The organism is Bacillus sp. 005/A4HT-01/001, from assembly GCF_004634445.1.
In the GTDB taxonomy this organism is placed as follows: Bacteria; Bacillota; Bacilli; order Bacillales; family Bacillaceae; genus Bacillus; species Bacillus altitudinis.
The window spans coordinates 630,271-644,177 of the sequence record NZ_SEIZ01000001.1; the positions used below are offsets into that span (position 1 = coordinate 630,271).

The window sequence follows — 13,907 nt, forward strand, 5'->3', positions numbered from 1 at the left end:
GTCTATGATTCTAAAAAAAAAAATCAGCATACCCAAATGGACACACTGATTTCTTTTATGATTATGCGTTTAGATCTGATACAACTTGTTCTTGTGTCACATCTGCTGATTCATCATTTACTCTTTCAATGTCTGCACCGATTGCTGCTAGTTTTTGGTGGAAGTTCACATATCCACGGTCAATATGCTTCAATTCAGTGACACGTGTATGACCTTCTGCCACTAATCCAGCAAGTACAAGTGCTGCTCCTGCTCTTAAATCAGTCGCTGCCACTTCAGCACCTTGAAGTTGAACAGGTCCATTGATTATCACAGAGCGACCCTCAATTTTAATATCGCCATTCATGCGGCGGAATTCTTCAGCATGCATAAAACGATTTTCAAACACAGTTTCTGTGATCATGCTTGTTCCGTTCGCACGAAGCAATAGCGCCATCATCTGAGATTGCATATCCGTTGGGAAACCAGGATGCGGCATTGTTTTTAGATCGATTGGCTTGAGCTCAGATGGTCCAATGACTCTTAAACCTTCTTCTTCTTCAATGATCTGAATACCCATTTCTTCCATTTTCGCCACAAGTGAAGTCATGTGCTCAGGCACAGCGCCTTTTACAAGAACATTTCCTTCAGTAATGGCTGCTGCCACCATAAACGTACCAGCTTCAATTCGGTCAGGGATGATGTTGTGTTTTGCACCGTGAAGTGTTTCTACACCTTCGATTTTGATTGTACCAGTTCCAGCACCGCGAACCTTACCGCCCATGGCATTGATATAGTTTGCCAAATCAACAATTTCAGGTTCTTTTGCTACGTTTTCTAAAATCGTCGTTCCTTCAGCCAATGCTGCTGCCATGATGATGTTTTCAGTTGCCCCTACACTTGGGAAATCCAAATAGATTTTTGCACCTTTTAAACGGCCATTTACTTCAGCCTCGATGAAACCATTACCTACTTGAATTTTAGCTCCCATTGCTTCAAAGCCTTTTAAATGCTGATCAATTGGTCTTGAACCAATCGCACAACCACCAGGTAATGCAACTCTTGCATGACCTGTTCTAGCTAAAAGTGGTCCCATGACGAGCACAGATGCTCTCATTTTACGGACGTACTCAAACGGAGCCTCAGTTTCTAGTGCATGAGATGCATCTACTGATACTTCGTTATTTTCAAAATGTACTTCTGCTCCTAAATGACGTAACACTTCATTGATTGTATATACATCGGAGAGCGTAGGTACATCACAAATTACGCTTTTTTCTGTACTTGCTAACAAAGATGCAGCGATAACTGGTAAAACGGCATTTTTTGCGCCTTCTACTTTAACTGTGCCGTTTAACTTTTGACCGCCGCGGACGATGATTTTTTCCAAGGTCTTCCCCTCCGCGTCCCAAATTCTCTATATTAATATTCAGTCGTTACGATTGGTGTGCCAACCGTAATCGTATGATTTTCGTTCATTTCCGAACTTCTGATGGCAATTTGAACATTCATTTTATCATTTGAAGTCATAATGAACTGTTCCCACTTCTCTGTGTAAGCGGAAAGCGACACAAAATTAGACTCAACGAGATACTCAACTGGTTTTGCTTGAAATTCATTTGCTATCATTTCAGCTTTTTTTTGCAAAACAACATCCATCATACCATTTACATGACCATCGAGACAAGTAAAAATCACAAATTTTTCTTGTAATATGCTTTTTGCATGACGTACGAACTGATCATATGTATGCTCCCAGGTATTCAGTGGGCGAGCACCTTTTTGCTCATATAATAAATACGACTTTTGGTTTGATTTTGTGTCGGTCTTCACGAGTAAAATTTTCGATAATGTATCATTTTTTTCATCTTTGTAAATTCCTGTGACTTTGGTGACATGTTTCTCTTTTTTTTCGGTCCACTCATACTGTCGTAGTTCGTCTTTCAAACGTTTCACTTTTTTTGAAAATTGTTCGGATGAAATGTCTATATTTGTTTTGGCATGAAGCGTCCATCCACTTACTTCGATTTGCTGGTTTTTCATACCTTCTGCTATTTGGGCGAGCGTCGATGTTTCTTCTGCCCGAACACCTTGAATCATCAGAACAAAAAAAAGAATAAATGCAAATAATGGCCAACCTTTTAAATACTTTCTCACTTGTCATTCCCCCTTGCTACAAGTGTTGCCGCAAGGAGATCAATGCATACGTGGAAAAGTCATCAAAGGCCATATTTTTGACACTTCTTTTTACGTTCCCGCAGAAGGCAGTGACCAAACCTTTTATGTTAAAACATATAAGGGATTTGTCTGGAGAAATTTAAATAATCAAGGAAGAAATTGCTGACTGCCGATGCAATAGCAATCGTGATCAGCATCATGAGCAATCTAGCTTGAATAATTTTTCCTTTTTTTATCAGTGGATCAATATTCACCGCAAGCAATGCCCACCACGTAATGGCAATAAAAAATAGGTGGATCACAATACTGACAATTGCTTGTTGTCCTACATCTTCCATACACTTGAATCCTCCTTTTATTGATTTCTGTAAAGGAAAACTCCCTTTCATTATATCCTCCAAAATCGGAAAGATGAATCATTTGGAAAAAAGAGCTACATTTAGAGTGAATCCCCTCTTATTCTGATGCGAAGGAGATGATATACTGCGGTGGAAGGAGCTGATCATATTTGAAAGATTCTTTTCCTGACTTTGTTGATTTGTACGGAGAACTGGTTCCCTCATTTGAACATGAATGGGAAGCCATTGCTTTCTACTTTGATTATAGACAGACACAGCTAGAAGAATTAGCACAATTGTGTCATTTTCATAACATTTCTTTGGATTACTCAGAGGAAAGCCTTTATCAGTTAGAGTCATTATACTTCGATGCCTTCCGTCAGCAGCTTTTTGCTGAGTGGAAAATGCCAATAGATGCATTAGAAGCGATGATGAGTGTGTATTTAGGAGAGGTTATCATCCGTCATCATTCAGATGCTGACTGGGTCGTGCGGCCTTATATGGACTCTTCGCACCAATATACGCTTGGCTTACGCAGAAATAATAAAACATGGCATTGCAGTACCCAATTTTGCGAGCAGTTATATCTAGAAAAGCAAGCATCTCATCCTTATGTGTCGATGTATCAATCTCTCATGTCATCCTAAAAAAAATCCTTCTTATCACAGTGATAAGAAGGATTTTCTGTTTTATTTCCCTGCTACATTTAAACGGTTTAATGCCCGTTTTAATGCGAGTTCCGCCCTGCGTACATCACTTTCATTCGGGTGGTTCAAATGCTCTTCAGCACGCTGTTTCGCTGATTTTGCACGATCGACATCAACTTTGTCTGATGTTTCAGCAGCCTGAGCAAGAATGGTTACTTTTTCGGGGCGAACTTCAACAAATCCACCGCTTACTGCAACCAATTCAGTTGATCCACTATGTTTTAAGCGAACTGCACCGATTTTTAGCGGAGCAACCATTGGAACGTGGCCAGCTAAAATCCCAAGCTCACCGCTTTCTGCTCTTACACTGACCATTTCCACATCCGCTTCATACACTGGGCCGTCGGGAGTAACGATATTGACTTGAACGGTCTTCATGCTTTTACCCTCCTAAGGACCAGATTAGGCCTCTACACCCATCTCTTTGGCTTTTTCAACCACTTCTTCAATGCGGCCGACTAAGCGGAATGCATCTTCTGGAAGGTGATCGTATTTACCAGATAAGATTTCCTTGAAGCCTTTAACAGTTTCTTGCAATGGCACATAAGAACCTTTTTGGCCAGTGAACTGTTCTGCTACGTGGAAGTTTTGAGATAGGAAGAATTGAACACGACGAGCTCTGTGTACCACAAGCTTATCGTCCTCAGATAATTCATCCATACCTAAAATGGCAATGATATCTTGCAATTCTTTATAACGTTGCAATGTTTGCTGAACTTCACGCGCGATCGCATAATGCTCTTCGCCAACAATCTCAGGTGCAAGGGCACGAGATGTTGAAGCAAGTGGATCTACCGCTGGGTAAATCCCCATCTCTGTCAACTTACGCTCAAGGTTTGTCGTTGCATCAAGGTGAGCGAACGTTGTAGCTGGAGCTGGATCTGTATAGTCATCCGCAGGTACATAGATCGCTTGAATCGATGTAACCGATCCTACGTTTGTAGACGTGATACGCTCTTGAAGCTGACCCATTTCTGTTGCAAGAGTTGGCTGATAACCTACCGCTGAAGGCATACGTCCAAGAAGGGCTGATACTTCAGAACCTGCTTGTGTAAAACGATAGATGTTATCGATGAAGAACAATACGTCTTGACCTTGTTCATCACGGAAATGCTCTGCCATTGTCAAACCAGTTAAAGCTACACGCATACGTGCACCTGGTGGTTCGTTCATTTGGCCGAAGACCATCGCTGTTTTTTCGATAACGCCAGAATCTTTCATTTCGTAGTAAAGGTCATTTCCTTCACGTGTACGCTCTCCAACACCAGCGAATACAGAAATACCGCCGTGTTCTTGTGCGATGTTGTTGATCAATTCTTGAATCAGAACGGTTTTACCAACACCGGCTCCACCGAATAGACCGATCTTTCCACCTTTGATGTAAGGAGCAAGAAGGTCAACAACTTTGATACCTGTTTCAAGAATTTCAACTTCTGTAGAAAGTTGATCAAAAGAAGGCGCTTGTCTGTGGATTGGGTCTCTTTGCGCTTCCACACCAAGTGGCTCATCTAAGTCAATGTTATCTCCCAGTACGTTGAATACACGTCCAAGTGTTACGTTACCAACTGGTACTGAAATTGGTTTTCCAAGGTCTACAGCTTCCATACCGCGCTTCACACCGTCTGTTGATGCCATTGCGATGGTTCTCACTGTATCATCACCTAAATGTAGTGCTACTTCTAAAGTTAAGTCGATATCAACTTCACTTTCGCTTTCCGCTTTATGCGAAACTTTGATCGCATTATAAATCTCAGGCAAGTGACCGTCTTCAAAACGAACGTCTACGACTGGTCCCATGATCTGACTGATGCGTCCTGTTTTCATTGCATTCCCTCCTGACAATTATTTCTATTCTAAGGCAGCTGCTCCGCCGACAATTTCTGTAATCTCTTGTGTAATCGCTGCTTGACGAGCACGGTTGTAAGAGAGTGTCAGGCTGTCGATCAATTCTTTTGCGTTGTCTGTTGCACTCTTCATTGCTGTCATCCTTGCAGCATGTTCACTTGCTTTGCTGTCAAGAAGCGCACCGAAAATCAAACTCTCTGCATATTGAGGAAGGAGAACTTCAAGAATTTCTTCTTCAGAAGGCTCAAACTCATAAGATGCGGAACGTTTATTTGGTGTCGCTGCGGCCGAAAGGTCCGTTAGCGGCAATAATTTTTTCTCTGTTACTTCTTGTGAAATGGCACTGACGAAATGGTTATAGAACATGTAAAGCTCATCAAACGCTTCATCAGAGAACATTTGCACTGTACTGCTTGCTAATTCTTTAATATCAGCAAACGCTACTTCGTCTCCAAGCCCTGTTACTTCAGAAATAACTGGAATACCACGCTTTTTGAAGAAGTCGCGTCCGATTTTACCAATCACAATCACCGCATATTCATCAGCAGATTGATGACGAGATTGAATGGCTTGGTAAGCGGCACGTAAAATCGAGCTGTTAAAAGGTCCTGCAAGTCCTCGATCAGATGTAATGACGAGATACCCTGTTTTCTTAACAGGTCTTGAAAGAAGCATTGGGTGCTTAGCACTTGTTCCAGTTGCGATTGCCGCAACGACTTCTTGGATTTTCTCCATGTATGGAACAAAGGACTTCGCATTATTTTCAGCACGATTCAGTTTCGCAGCTGATACCATTTGCATCGCTTTTGTGATCTGACTCGATTTTTTTGTTGACGTGATCCTTGACTTAATATCGCGTAATGAGGCCAAAGATTTCACCACCTTTTTTCAGGAATCCGTGTTCATTTACGTGAAAAGAGAGAAAAAGAGAATCTTTTTCTCTCGGAAAGATTACTAATTAGTTGCTTGGTGCAAACGTACGTTTAAAGCCTTCGATCGCTGCTTTCCACTCTTCATCAGCAGGCATGTTTCCTGTTTGAGAGATTGTGTCAAACAAGTCTTTATGGTTTTCTTCAATGTACATGAATAACTCAGCTTCAAAGCGTTTGACATCAGCAATCGCTACATCATCTAAGTATCCTCTTGTCAGTGCATAAAGAATCGCTACTTGTTTTTCAACTTTCAGCGGTTTGTTCAAGTCTTGTTTTAAGACTTCAACTGTTCTAGCACCACGGTTTAATTTGGCTTGAGTCGCTTGGTCTAGATCAGATCCAAACTGAGCGAATGCTTCAAGCTCACGATAAGAAGCAAGATCCAAACGAAGTGTACCTGCTACCTTTTTCATCGCTTTGATTTGTGCAGAACCACCTACACGAGATACAGACAATCCTGCGTTTACCGCTGGACGTACGCCTGAGAAGAAGAGGTCAGATTGTAAGAAGATCTGTCCATCTGTGATTGAGATAACGTTTGTTGGGATATATGCAGAGATATCACCAGCTTGCGTTTCTACGAAAGGCAATGCTGTGATAGAACCGCCACCCTTTTCATCACTAAGCTTCGCTGCACGCTCTAATAAACGAGAGTGAAGATAGAAAACATCACCAGGGAATGCTTCACGACCTGGAGGACGACGAAGCAATAATGAAAGCTCACGGTAAGCTGCCGCTTGTTTAGAAAGGTCATCATACACAACAAGCACATGCTTGCCGTTATACATGAATTCCTCACCCATCGTTACACCTGCATAAGGAGCAAGGTAAAGAAGTGGAGCTGGCTGTGATGCAGAAGCTGTGACAACGATTGTGTAGTCAAGCGCACCATGCTTACGAAGTGTTTCAACAACACCACGAACAGTTGATTCTTTTTGTCCGATCGCTACATAGATACAGATCATGTCTTGATCTTTTTGGTTCAGGATCGTATCAATTGCAACAGATGTTTTACCTGTTTGACGGTCCCCAATGATCAATTCACGCTGTCCGCGTCCGATTGGAATCAAGGCATCAATTGCTTTAATTCCCGTTTGAAGCGGCTCATGTACCGATTTACGATCCATAACGCCTGGTGCTTCACTTTCGATTGGACGTGTTTTGCTTGTTAAAATTGGACCTAGTCCATCAACAGGCTGACCAAGTGGGTTCACAATACGTCCGATTAACTCTTCTCCTACTGGAACCTCCATGATACGACCTGTACGTTTTACGTCGTCACCTTCACGGATATCTTTGTAAGGTCCTAAGATTACGATACCTACGTTAGACTCCTCAAGGTTTTGAGCCATACCCATTACACCGTTAGAGAACTCAACAAGCTCTCCTGCCATAATGTTGTCAAGGCCATGTACACGCGCGATACCGTCCCCTACTTGAATGACTGTACCGACATCTTTTACTTCAATTTCAGATTGATAGTTTTGGATTTGCTGCTTTATCAGCGCGCTAATCTCTTCAGCTTTGATACTCACTAAGGTTTCACCCCTTCTAACGATTTTCGCCTGCAAGCTGACGTTCAATGCGGGAAAGCTTTCCGCTGACACTGCCGTCATAAATGCGGTTTCCGATACGGATTTTCACTCCGCCTATTAGATCCTTGTCAATCACGTTTTCTACACGCAGTGATGTGACTCCGGCTTTTTTGGCAAATACTTCAGATAAAGATTGAATTTCAGCTCCGCTGAGCGGTTTCACTGAATACACGATCGCATCGTCTATTTGTTTCGTACGGTTTGCAAGTTTCACAAACTCAGACGCCATTTCAGGAAAAATATTCGTGCGTCCACGGTCAATCAGTAAATACATTGTGTGCAAAACATATGTCGAAACACCTTTGAAAGCTTCTGCAATCAGATGTTTCTTTTTGTCTGCCGTAATCTTCGGATGAACAAGAAAGTCATTTAATTCTTGGTCAGCCTTGAGAACTTTTTTGATCTCATTCAGCTCTTTTTCAGTTTCGTCTACTGCCGAAGAAGCAAGAACGATGTCAAAAAGAGCAGAAGCGTAACGCTTAGAGACAATAGTCACGCTCATCGGCTTTCGCCTGCCTCTTTAAGATACTCTTGGATCAATTTCTCTTGTGCTTGCTCATCAAGTTCTTTTTCAATCACTTTAGAAGCAATTAATACAGAAAGTGATGCAACTTGCTCGCGCAGTGCAGCCACAGCTTGTTCTTTTTCTTTCACGATTTCAGTTCTAGCAGACTCTTTCAAGCGCTCTGATTCTTGACGCGCTGCTTGAATGATGTCTTCTTTTTGTTTCTCACCAATCTTTTTCGCATTTTCGATGAGTGTATGTGATTCTTCGCGTGCTTCTTTCAATAAGACACGTTGTTCTTCAAGAAGCTTTTCAGCTTGAACGTGCTTTTCTTCAGCACTTGAAATTTCATTTCCTATATAATCTTCACGCTGTTTCATAATCCCTAATAAAGGCTTAAGCGCAAATTTCTTTAAAAGTGCAAGCAGGATGAGCATAGCGATTAGCTGGAACAACATATCCCCAGCGTTAAAACTTAAGCCCCCTGCTCCTAAAACCACTGGTAACTGAGACATTTAGTACGGCAACTCCCTTCTTTAAATAATATGTTAAGAAACAAAACATAAAGGAATGGCGAAGTTTCGAACTAATCTGATCTTCGCCATTAAAATTCATATTAGAACGCTTCTCACATATTAACCAAAGAATGCCAAGAATGCGATAACGACAGCGATAATTGGAAGTGCCTCAACTAAAGCTACCCCGATGAACATAAGTGTTCTTAGTTCTCTACCAGCTTCTGGCTGACGAGCGATTCCTTCAACTGTTTTAGATACGATTAGACCGTTACCAATACCTGCTCCTAGTGCTCCTAAACCGATTGCAATTGCTGCTGCTATTAAATTCATTAAAAAGCTCCTCCTTTAAAATAACGTCCATTTTGGACTCTCAATTTTTTAGTGTTCGTCGCTGACTTTATGGGAGATATACACCATTGTCAGCATGGTGAAGATAAATGCCTGGATGGTTCCGACAAACAAACTGAATGCCTGCCATACAATCATTGGCACGATGGCACCTAATGTACCAACAATACCTAGTGCAATGTTTTGCGTGTAGAAATTGGTCGCAAGTCCTGCAAGTAAACCAAGAAGAATCTCTCCAGCGAAAATATTTCCATAAAGACGCAAACCAAGTGTTAACGTGTTTGCAAATTCTTCAATGATTTTCAGCGGCACTAAATATGGGATTGGCTTGAAAAAGTCTTTTGTATATTCCTTGACTCCTTTTGCCTTGACACCATAGTAATGTGTCAATCCCATGACCATAATCGCTAGTGTCATTGTGATTGCAGGATCAGCAGTTGGTGATTTCCACCATAAGTTGTGATCGACCGTAATCGAGAATGGCAGTCCAAGCATGTTTGAAACAAATATGTACATGAGTAATGTAACGCCAAGCGCTAGAAATGGGGCTCCTGTTTTCATGTCCATCGAACTACCTATGATATTTCGAACAAAATCAACAATCCATTCCATGAAGTTCTGCGCCTTTGTCGGACGAATAGCCAGAACACGAGTAGTCAGCACCGCTATGAGAAGAACGATGATACTAGCAATCGTAATCATGAGAACATTGGATAAGTTGAACGTTAACCCTAAAAATTCTGTAGTTTTTGAACTGTGACCCAAAGAGTATTCACCTCTCTTCCATAGTAGAACGTTTAAGTTGAATGAAGGAATCTATCATAATGACAGGATATATTGTCATTAATCCTATAACAACACCTGCCAGATGAACTTCGTTAGGGTAACGCCAAGCAATCGCTACTGCGAGAATTGCGTTGGCCCACCTGGCTGTACTTCCCATTGAACGAATAGATTTTCCTTTTTTAACTGCTCGATCAAAAGCATGCATTCTCCGAATAAGCAGGAATAAATTAAAGAAAGCAAAAATTGTGCCGATAATGAAACCAAGAAACAGTGGTTTAAAACCAGGCATGGCATAGCCAAACACAAAAATTGCCAATAAATAGAACATATATTTACTCTGTCTGCGGAAAATGACGTTTGGATCGTTCATTCATCTGACTCCCGATGAAAAATATTGTAAAAAAGGTGATAAATGGTGATGAAAACTGCGTAGAAGACGCTTATGATAAGCCGTCCTATTTGAAAAAAATCAATCACCCATCGGTCTAATTGTGCAATCAGACTTGAAATCTTTAGATCTATGGGATTCTGCTTCATTCGCTGATACAAACCCTGATTATTAAAGGGTTCACAATGAGGATTAGTAGAGTGCTATAGGCTATGAAAACCTTACCATAATACCCTCGTTTAGCATACAATAGCGTCTATGATGTGTCAATCCGTTGAAAGTTAAAAAACTTTTCTATAATGAGAGAGCACACAAAATGTTCACAATTTCATCAAACTTTAGGAGAGTTGTGACATTCATTCAAAAAAACTGCTAATGTTCAGTATACATTGATTTTTCTAAGAACGATATCAATCGTTTGTCATATTTTTCAAAAAAGCCCACATGCACGTTTGCATGTGGGCTTTTCATGAATCATTCTTATTTTGTTCCATACATACGGTCACCAGCATCACCAAGACCTGGGATGATGTAACCTTTTTCGTTTAACTTCTCATCTAATGCCGCAATGTAGATATCAACATCTGGATGATGTTTTTGCATTTCTTCTACACCTTCTGGCGCAGCAATCAGACACATGAAGCGGATGTTTTTCGCACCGCGTTTTTTCAAGCTGTTTAATGCTTCTACTGCTGATCCGCCCGTTGCAAGCATTGGGTCTACTACGATAAATTCACGCTCTTCCACATCAGATGGAAGCTTCACATAATATTCAACAGGCTTTAATGTCTTCGGATCACGGTATAAACCGACATGTCCCACTTTGGCAGCTGGAATGAGTTTCAAAATCCCGTCTACCATTCCAAGACCTGCTCTTAAAATCGGCACAACTCCGAGTTTTTTACCTGAGATCACGTTTGATTTAGCGACTTGTACAGGTGTTTCTACATCTACCTCTTCAAGCGGTAAGTCTCTTGTGATTTCAAATGCCATTAATGTTGCGACTTCATCCACTAGCTCTCTAAATTCTTTTGTTCCTGTATGAACGTCACGAATATATGTAAGTTTGTGCTGAATAAGCGGGTGATCAAATACATAAACCTTTGCCATTGCTTGCTACAACTCCTTTTCTGTCATCTTCCGGTGAACTTTGCACACTTCCTACAATTCTACATAAAAAGACATCATCTTTCAATATGATTCGCAAATCCTACAAAAAAACCCACATGCCAAAAATAGGCAAATGGGTCTACATCTTAATAATCTAATTCTTGATATAGAGGGAAACGAGCTGTCAGATCAGATACACGCTTTTTCGCCTCTTCTAATTTCGCTTCATCTTCATGATGTTTCAGAGCAAGCGCAATGATGGAACCGACTTCTTTCATCGCTTCTTGATCGAAGCCACGGCTTGTTACTGCTGCTGTACCTACACGTACACCACTTGTAACAAATGGTTTCTCTGGATCATATGGAATTGCATTTTTGTTCACCGTGATACCAATTTCATCAAGAACGTTTTCTGCAATTTTTCCTGTAATGCCAAGAGAGCGCAAGTCGATGAGAACAAGATGGTTATCTGTTCCACCAGATACAAGCTGAATATCCTCAGATAAAAGGGTTTCAGCTAGTTGTTTTGCGTTATCAATCACATTTTGTGCATATGTTTTGAAATCTCCGTTCAATACTTCACCGAAAGAAACAGCTTTTGCAGAGATCACATGCATGAGTGGTCCACCTTGAATACCAGGGAAGATCGATTTGTCGATCTTTTTACCAAACTCTTCACGGCATAGAATCATTCCGCCGCGAGGTCCGCGCAATGTTTTGTGAGTTGTCGTTGTCACAAAATCAGCGTAAGGAACAGGATTTGGATGAAGACCTGCTGCAACAAGACCCGCGATGTGAGCCATGTCCACCATAAAGTAAGCACCGACTTCATCGGCAATTTCACGGAACTTTTTGAAATCAATTTGACGTGGGTAAGCACTTGCACCCGCTACGATTAGTTTCGGCTTATGCTCACGTGCTTTTTCAAGTACATCTTGGTAGTCGATATGCTGTGTTTCTTTATCTACACCGTATTCTACAAAGTTGTACTGTACGCCGCTAAAGTTTACAGGGCTTCCATGTGTTAAATGCCCGCCATGTGATAAGTTCATGCCTAGCACTGTATCGCCATGCTCAAGGATTGTAAAGTATACGGCCATATTCGCTTGAGCTCCTGAGTGAGGCTGTACGTTCACATACTCAGCGCCAAAAATTTCTTTTGCGCGGTCACGTGCGATATCTTCTACAACGTCTACATGTTCACAGCCGCCATAGTAGCGTTTACCAGGGTAACCTTCTGCATATTTGTTTGTTAAGACAGAGCCCTGCGCTTCCATGACTGCTTCGCTTACGAAGTTTTCTGATGCAATTAATTCGATTTTGTCCTGCTGGCGTTTCCGCTCTAGTTGAATTGCTTTGAATACTTGTGCGTCTTGCTCAGGTAAATGTTTCATCAGCGAAATCCTCTCCAATCTATTTCCATTCGATGTTTTCACCATCTCATTGTACACGGTTTTTGAGTAAAATGTAAAAGTTTTTTTTGGAAAATCGACTTCTTTTTTATGAAAACCCGAATATTCAAAGGGTGAAGCGTCTTCATCATTCAACATTATATTAGAAATATATCCGAACTATGATCTTGTATAAACGGCTCGTTCTCCGCCAATCAGCTTTGGACGAGTTTTTGCAAACGTCACATGTGCTTGTCCTAATTGATGACGGCTGAGACGGACCGGTACGGCTACCCGCTTTAAGTGCATGCCGATGAATGTATCACCGATATCAATCCCTGCATGTGCTGAAATGGATTCAACCAGCACAGGGTGTTCCATTTGCTGATACGCATGAGCCGCCATAGAACCACCCGCCTGACGGACAGGTACAGCCGCTACAATCTCTAAGTTAAGCCGGTAAGCCACCTCTTCTTCCACAACGAGGGCACGATTCAAATGCTCGCAGCATTGGAAGGCCAATTCAATTCCTGTCTCGCGTCTCAGTTGATCGAGCTCTTGATAAATAGCTTCAGCAATTTGCTCACTTCCCGCTGTCCCAATGTGCTCGCCAGCCACTTCTGACGTACTGCAGCCAATCACTAAAATGTGGCCAGCTCGCAGTTCAACTGTTTGATGAAACTCTTTTAACATCTCAAGCCAATCTTGACCAATGTTCATGTTAAGCGCTCCTTACAGGTGCTTTTCTTCGTAATCAGCGATTTTACCAATCCGCACAGCATGACGTCCTGCAGTAAATTCTGTTGTCAGCCAAATGTGAGCAATCTCTCTTGCCAATCCTGGTCCAATGACTCGTTCTCCCATCGCAAGAACATTTGTATCGTTATGTTCTCTCGTCGCCTTTGCACTGAATGTATCATGCGCCAGTGCACAACGGATGCCTTTCACTTTGTTTGCTGAAATACTCATACCAATACCTGTCCCGCAAATCAAAATGCCGCGATCGACTTCCCCGTTTGCCACCATATTGGCTACAGGAAAAGCATAGTCAGGGTAGTCTACAGAACCTGATCCACATTCACAACCCATATCAATGTATTCAATCTTTAATTCATCCATTAGTTGTTTGATTTCTTCACGAATATTCGTTCCGCCGTGATCGGATGCAATGGCTACTTTCATCGGGCAATTCCTCCTAAGGGTGAGTTAATCTGTCATGTCTTACATTCATTTTTTATTTACAGTTATATTTTAACCTCTACCTAGTCATTTGCAAACAAAAGCAGA

The 13,907-nt window shown here is 41.6% G+C and carries 17 protein-coding genes; 1 reads left to right on the forward strand and 16 read right to left on the reverse strand.

Annotated elements, in window-relative coordinates; translation table 11 throughout:
* Positions 1 to 61 precede the first annotated feature (61 nt).
* The 3 genes from murA to ES896_RS03355 all read right to left on the reverse strand — a co-directional run bounded on the left by murA (position 62) and on the right by ES896_RS03355 (position 2,495).
* Positions 62 to 1,369: a UDP-N-acetylglucosamine 1-carboxyvinyltransferase gene (murA, locus tag ES896_RS03345; protein ID WP_007497616.1), complete on the reverse strand. Its 1,308-nt coding sequence runs from the start codon at positions 1,367 to 1,369 to the stop codon at positions 62 to 64.
* Between the two features lie 32 nt (positions 1,370 to 1,401).
* A complete protein-coding gene (locus tag ES896_RS03350; protein WP_008343385.1) occupies positions 1,402 to 2,136 on the reverse strand; it encodes a YwmB family TATA-box binding protein in 735 nt (244 codons plus the stop codon).
* A gap of 128 nt (positions 2,137 to 2,264) precedes the next feature.
* Entirely contained in the window at positions 2,265 to 2,495 is a 231-nt protein-coding gene (locus tag ES896_RS03355; protein ID WP_025208130.1) for a DUF1146 family protein, read from the reverse strand.
* A 170-nt stretch (positions 2,496 to 2,665) separates the two neighbouring features.
* Here ES896_RS03355 and ES896_RS03360 point away from each other — a divergent pair, with 170 nt between their 5' ends.
* Entirely contained in the window at positions 2,666 to 3,142 is a 477-nt protein-coding gene (locus ES896_RS03360) for a hypothetical protein (RefSeq protein ID WP_035389791.1), read from the forward strand.
* A gap of 42 nt (positions 3,143 to 3,184) precedes the next feature.
* Here ES896_RS03360 and ES896_RS03365 read toward each other — a convergent pair whose 3' ends face one another.
* From ES896_RS03365 to rpiB, 13 genes are all read right to left on the reverse strand, one after another.
* Positions 3,185 to 3,580 (reverse strand): F0F1 ATP synthase subunit epsilon, encoded by a 396-nt coding sequence (locus tag ES896_RS03365; RefSeq protein WP_008343393.1) that lies wholly within the window; start codon positions 3,578 to 3,580, stop codon positions 3,185 to 3,187.
* Between the two features lie 24 nt (positions 3,581 to 3,604).
* The gene (atpD, locus tag ES896_RS03370) at positions 3,605 to 5,026 is read right to left on the reverse strand and encodes a F0F1 ATP synthase subunit beta (protein WP_008343395.1); all 1,422 of its coding nucleotides are present in this window, start codon (positions 5,024 to 5,026) and stop codon (positions 3,605 to 3,607) included.
* A 24-nt stretch (positions 5,027 to 5,050) separates the two neighbouring features.
* A complete protein-coding gene (locus ES896_RS03375; RefSeq protein WP_007497628.1) occupies positions 5,051 to 5,917 on the reverse strand; it encodes a F0F1 ATP synthase subunit gamma in 867 nt (288 codons plus the stop codon).
* Positions 5,918 to 6,005: 88 nt separating this feature from the next.
* A complete protein-coding gene (gene atpA, locus ES896_RS03380; protein ID WP_008343398.1) occupies positions 6,006 to 7,514 on the reverse strand; it encodes a F0F1 ATP synthase subunit alpha in 1,509 nt (502 codons plus the stop codon).
* A 16-nt stretch (positions 7,515 to 7,530) separates the two neighbouring features.
* Positions 7,531 to 8,076 carry a F0F1 ATP synthase subunit delta gene (locus ES896_RS03385; protein WP_007497632.1) on the reverse strand — a complete coding sequence of 182 codons (546 nt, stop codon included), beginning with the start codon at positions 8,074 to 8,076 and terminating at the stop codon, positions 7,531 to 7,533.
* Positions 8,073 to 8,594, reverse strand: a complete 522-nt coding sequence (gene atpF / locus ES896_RS03390; RefSeq protein WP_017360037.1) for a F0F1 ATP synthase subunit B — start codon at positions 8,592 to 8,594, stop codon at positions 8,073 to 8,075. The genes ES896_RS03385 and atpF overlap by 4 nt, the downstream gene beginning before the upstream one ends.
* Positions 8,595 to 8,714: 120 nt before the next feature.
* The gene (atpE, locus tag ES896_RS03395) at positions 8,715 to 8,927 is read right to left on the reverse strand and encodes a F0F1 ATP synthase subunit C (RefSeq protein WP_003214968.1); all 213 of its coding nucleotides are present in this window, start codon (positions 8,925 to 8,927) and stop codon (positions 8,715 to 8,717) included.
* A 48-nt stretch (positions 8,928 to 8,975) separates the two neighbouring features.
* Positions 8,976 to 9,710, reverse strand: coding sequence for a F0F1 ATP synthase subunit A (gene atpB / locus ES896_RS03400; RefSeq protein ID WP_017360038.1), 735 nt, complete (start codon positions 9,708 to 9,710; stop codon positions 8,976 to 8,978).
* 7 nt (positions 9,711 to 9,717) lie between these two features.
* On the reverse strand, positions 9,718 to 10,101 hold the full coding sequence (locus ES896_RS03405; protein WP_007497639.1) for an ATP synthase subunit I: 384 nt from the start codon (positions 10,099 to 10,101) through the stop codon (positions 9,718 to 9,720).
* A 498-nt stretch (positions 10,102 to 10,599) separates the two neighbouring features.
* Positions 10,600 to 11,229, reverse strand: a complete 630-nt coding sequence (gene upp / locus ES896_RS03410; RefSeq protein ID WP_003214553.1) for a uracil phosphoribosyltransferase — start codon at positions 11,227 to 11,229, stop codon at positions 10,600 to 10,602.
* 146 nt (positions 11,230 to 11,375) lie between these two features.
* The gene (glyA, locus tag ES896_RS03415) at positions 11,376 to 12,623 is read right to left on the reverse strand and encodes a serine hydroxymethyltransferase (RefSeq protein ID WP_024718755.1); all 1,248 of its coding nucleotides are present in this window, start codon (positions 12,621 to 12,623) and stop codon (positions 11,376 to 11,378) included.
* 177 nt (positions 12,624 to 12,800) lie between these two features.
* The gene (locus ES896_RS03420) at positions 12,801 to 13,340 is read right to left on the reverse strand and encodes a TIGR01440 family protein (RefSeq protein WP_041091410.1); all 540 of its coding nucleotides are present in this window, start codon (positions 13,338 to 13,340) and stop codon (positions 12,801 to 12,803) included.
* A gap of 12 nt (positions 13,341 to 13,352) precedes the next feature.
* Positions 13,353 to 13,802: a ribose 5-phosphate isomerase B gene (gene rpiB, locus ES896_RS03425; protein ID WP_003214714.1), complete on the reverse strand. Its 450-nt coding sequence runs from the start codon at positions 13,800 to 13,802 to the stop codon at positions 13,353 to 13,355.
* Positions 13,803 to 13,907: the final 105 nt, after the last annotated feature.

What these genes read in the sequence shown, in the direction of transcription:
- ES896_RS03355 (WP_025208130.1), bottom strand. Translation starts at nt 2,495, where the DNA reads ATGGAAGATGTAGGACAACAAGCAATTGTCAGTATTGTGATCCACCTA.
- atpF (WP_017360037.1), bottom strand. Translation starts at nt 8,594, where the DNA reads ATGTCTCAGTTACCAGTGGTTTTAGGAGCAGGGGGCTTAAGTTTTAAC.
- ES896_RS03405 (WP_007497639.1), bottom strand. Translation starts at nt 10,101, where the DNA reads ATGAACGATCCAAACGTCATTTTCCGCAGACAGAGTAAATATATGTTC.
- ES896_RS03365 (WP_008343393.1), bottom strand. Translation starts at nt 3,580, where the DNA reads ATGAAGACCGTTCAAGTCAATATCGTTACTCCCGACGGCCCAGTGTAT.
- atpE (WP_003214968.1), bottom strand. Translation starts at nt 8,927, where the DNA reads ATGAATTTAATAGCAGCAGCAATTGCAATCGGTTTAGGAGCACTAGGA.
- upp (WP_003214553.1), bottom strand. Translation starts at nt 11,229, where the DNA reads ATGGCAAAGGTTTATGTATTTGATCACCCGCTTATTCAGCACAAACTT.
- glyA (WP_024718755.1), bottom strand. Translation starts at nt 12,623, where the DNA reads ATGAAACATTTACCTGAGCAAGACGCACAAGTATTCAAAGCAATTCAA.
- ES896_RS03420 (WP_041091410.1), bottom strand. Translation starts at nt 13,340, where the DNA reads ATGAACATTGGTCAAGATTGGCTTGAGATGTTAAAAGAGTTTCATCAA.
- atpD (WP_008343395.1), bottom strand. Translation starts at nt 5,026, where the DNA reads ATGAAAACAGGACGCATCAGTCAGATCATGGGACCAGTCGTAGACGTT.
- rpiB (WP_003214714.1), bottom strand. Translation starts at nt 13,802, where the DNA reads ATGAAAGTAGCCATTGCATCCGATCACGGCGGAACGAATATTCGTGAA.
- ES896_RS03385 (WP_007497632.1), bottom strand. Translation starts at nt 8,076, where the DNA reads ATGAGCGTGACTATTGTCTCTAAGCGTTACGCTTCTGCTCTTTTTGAC.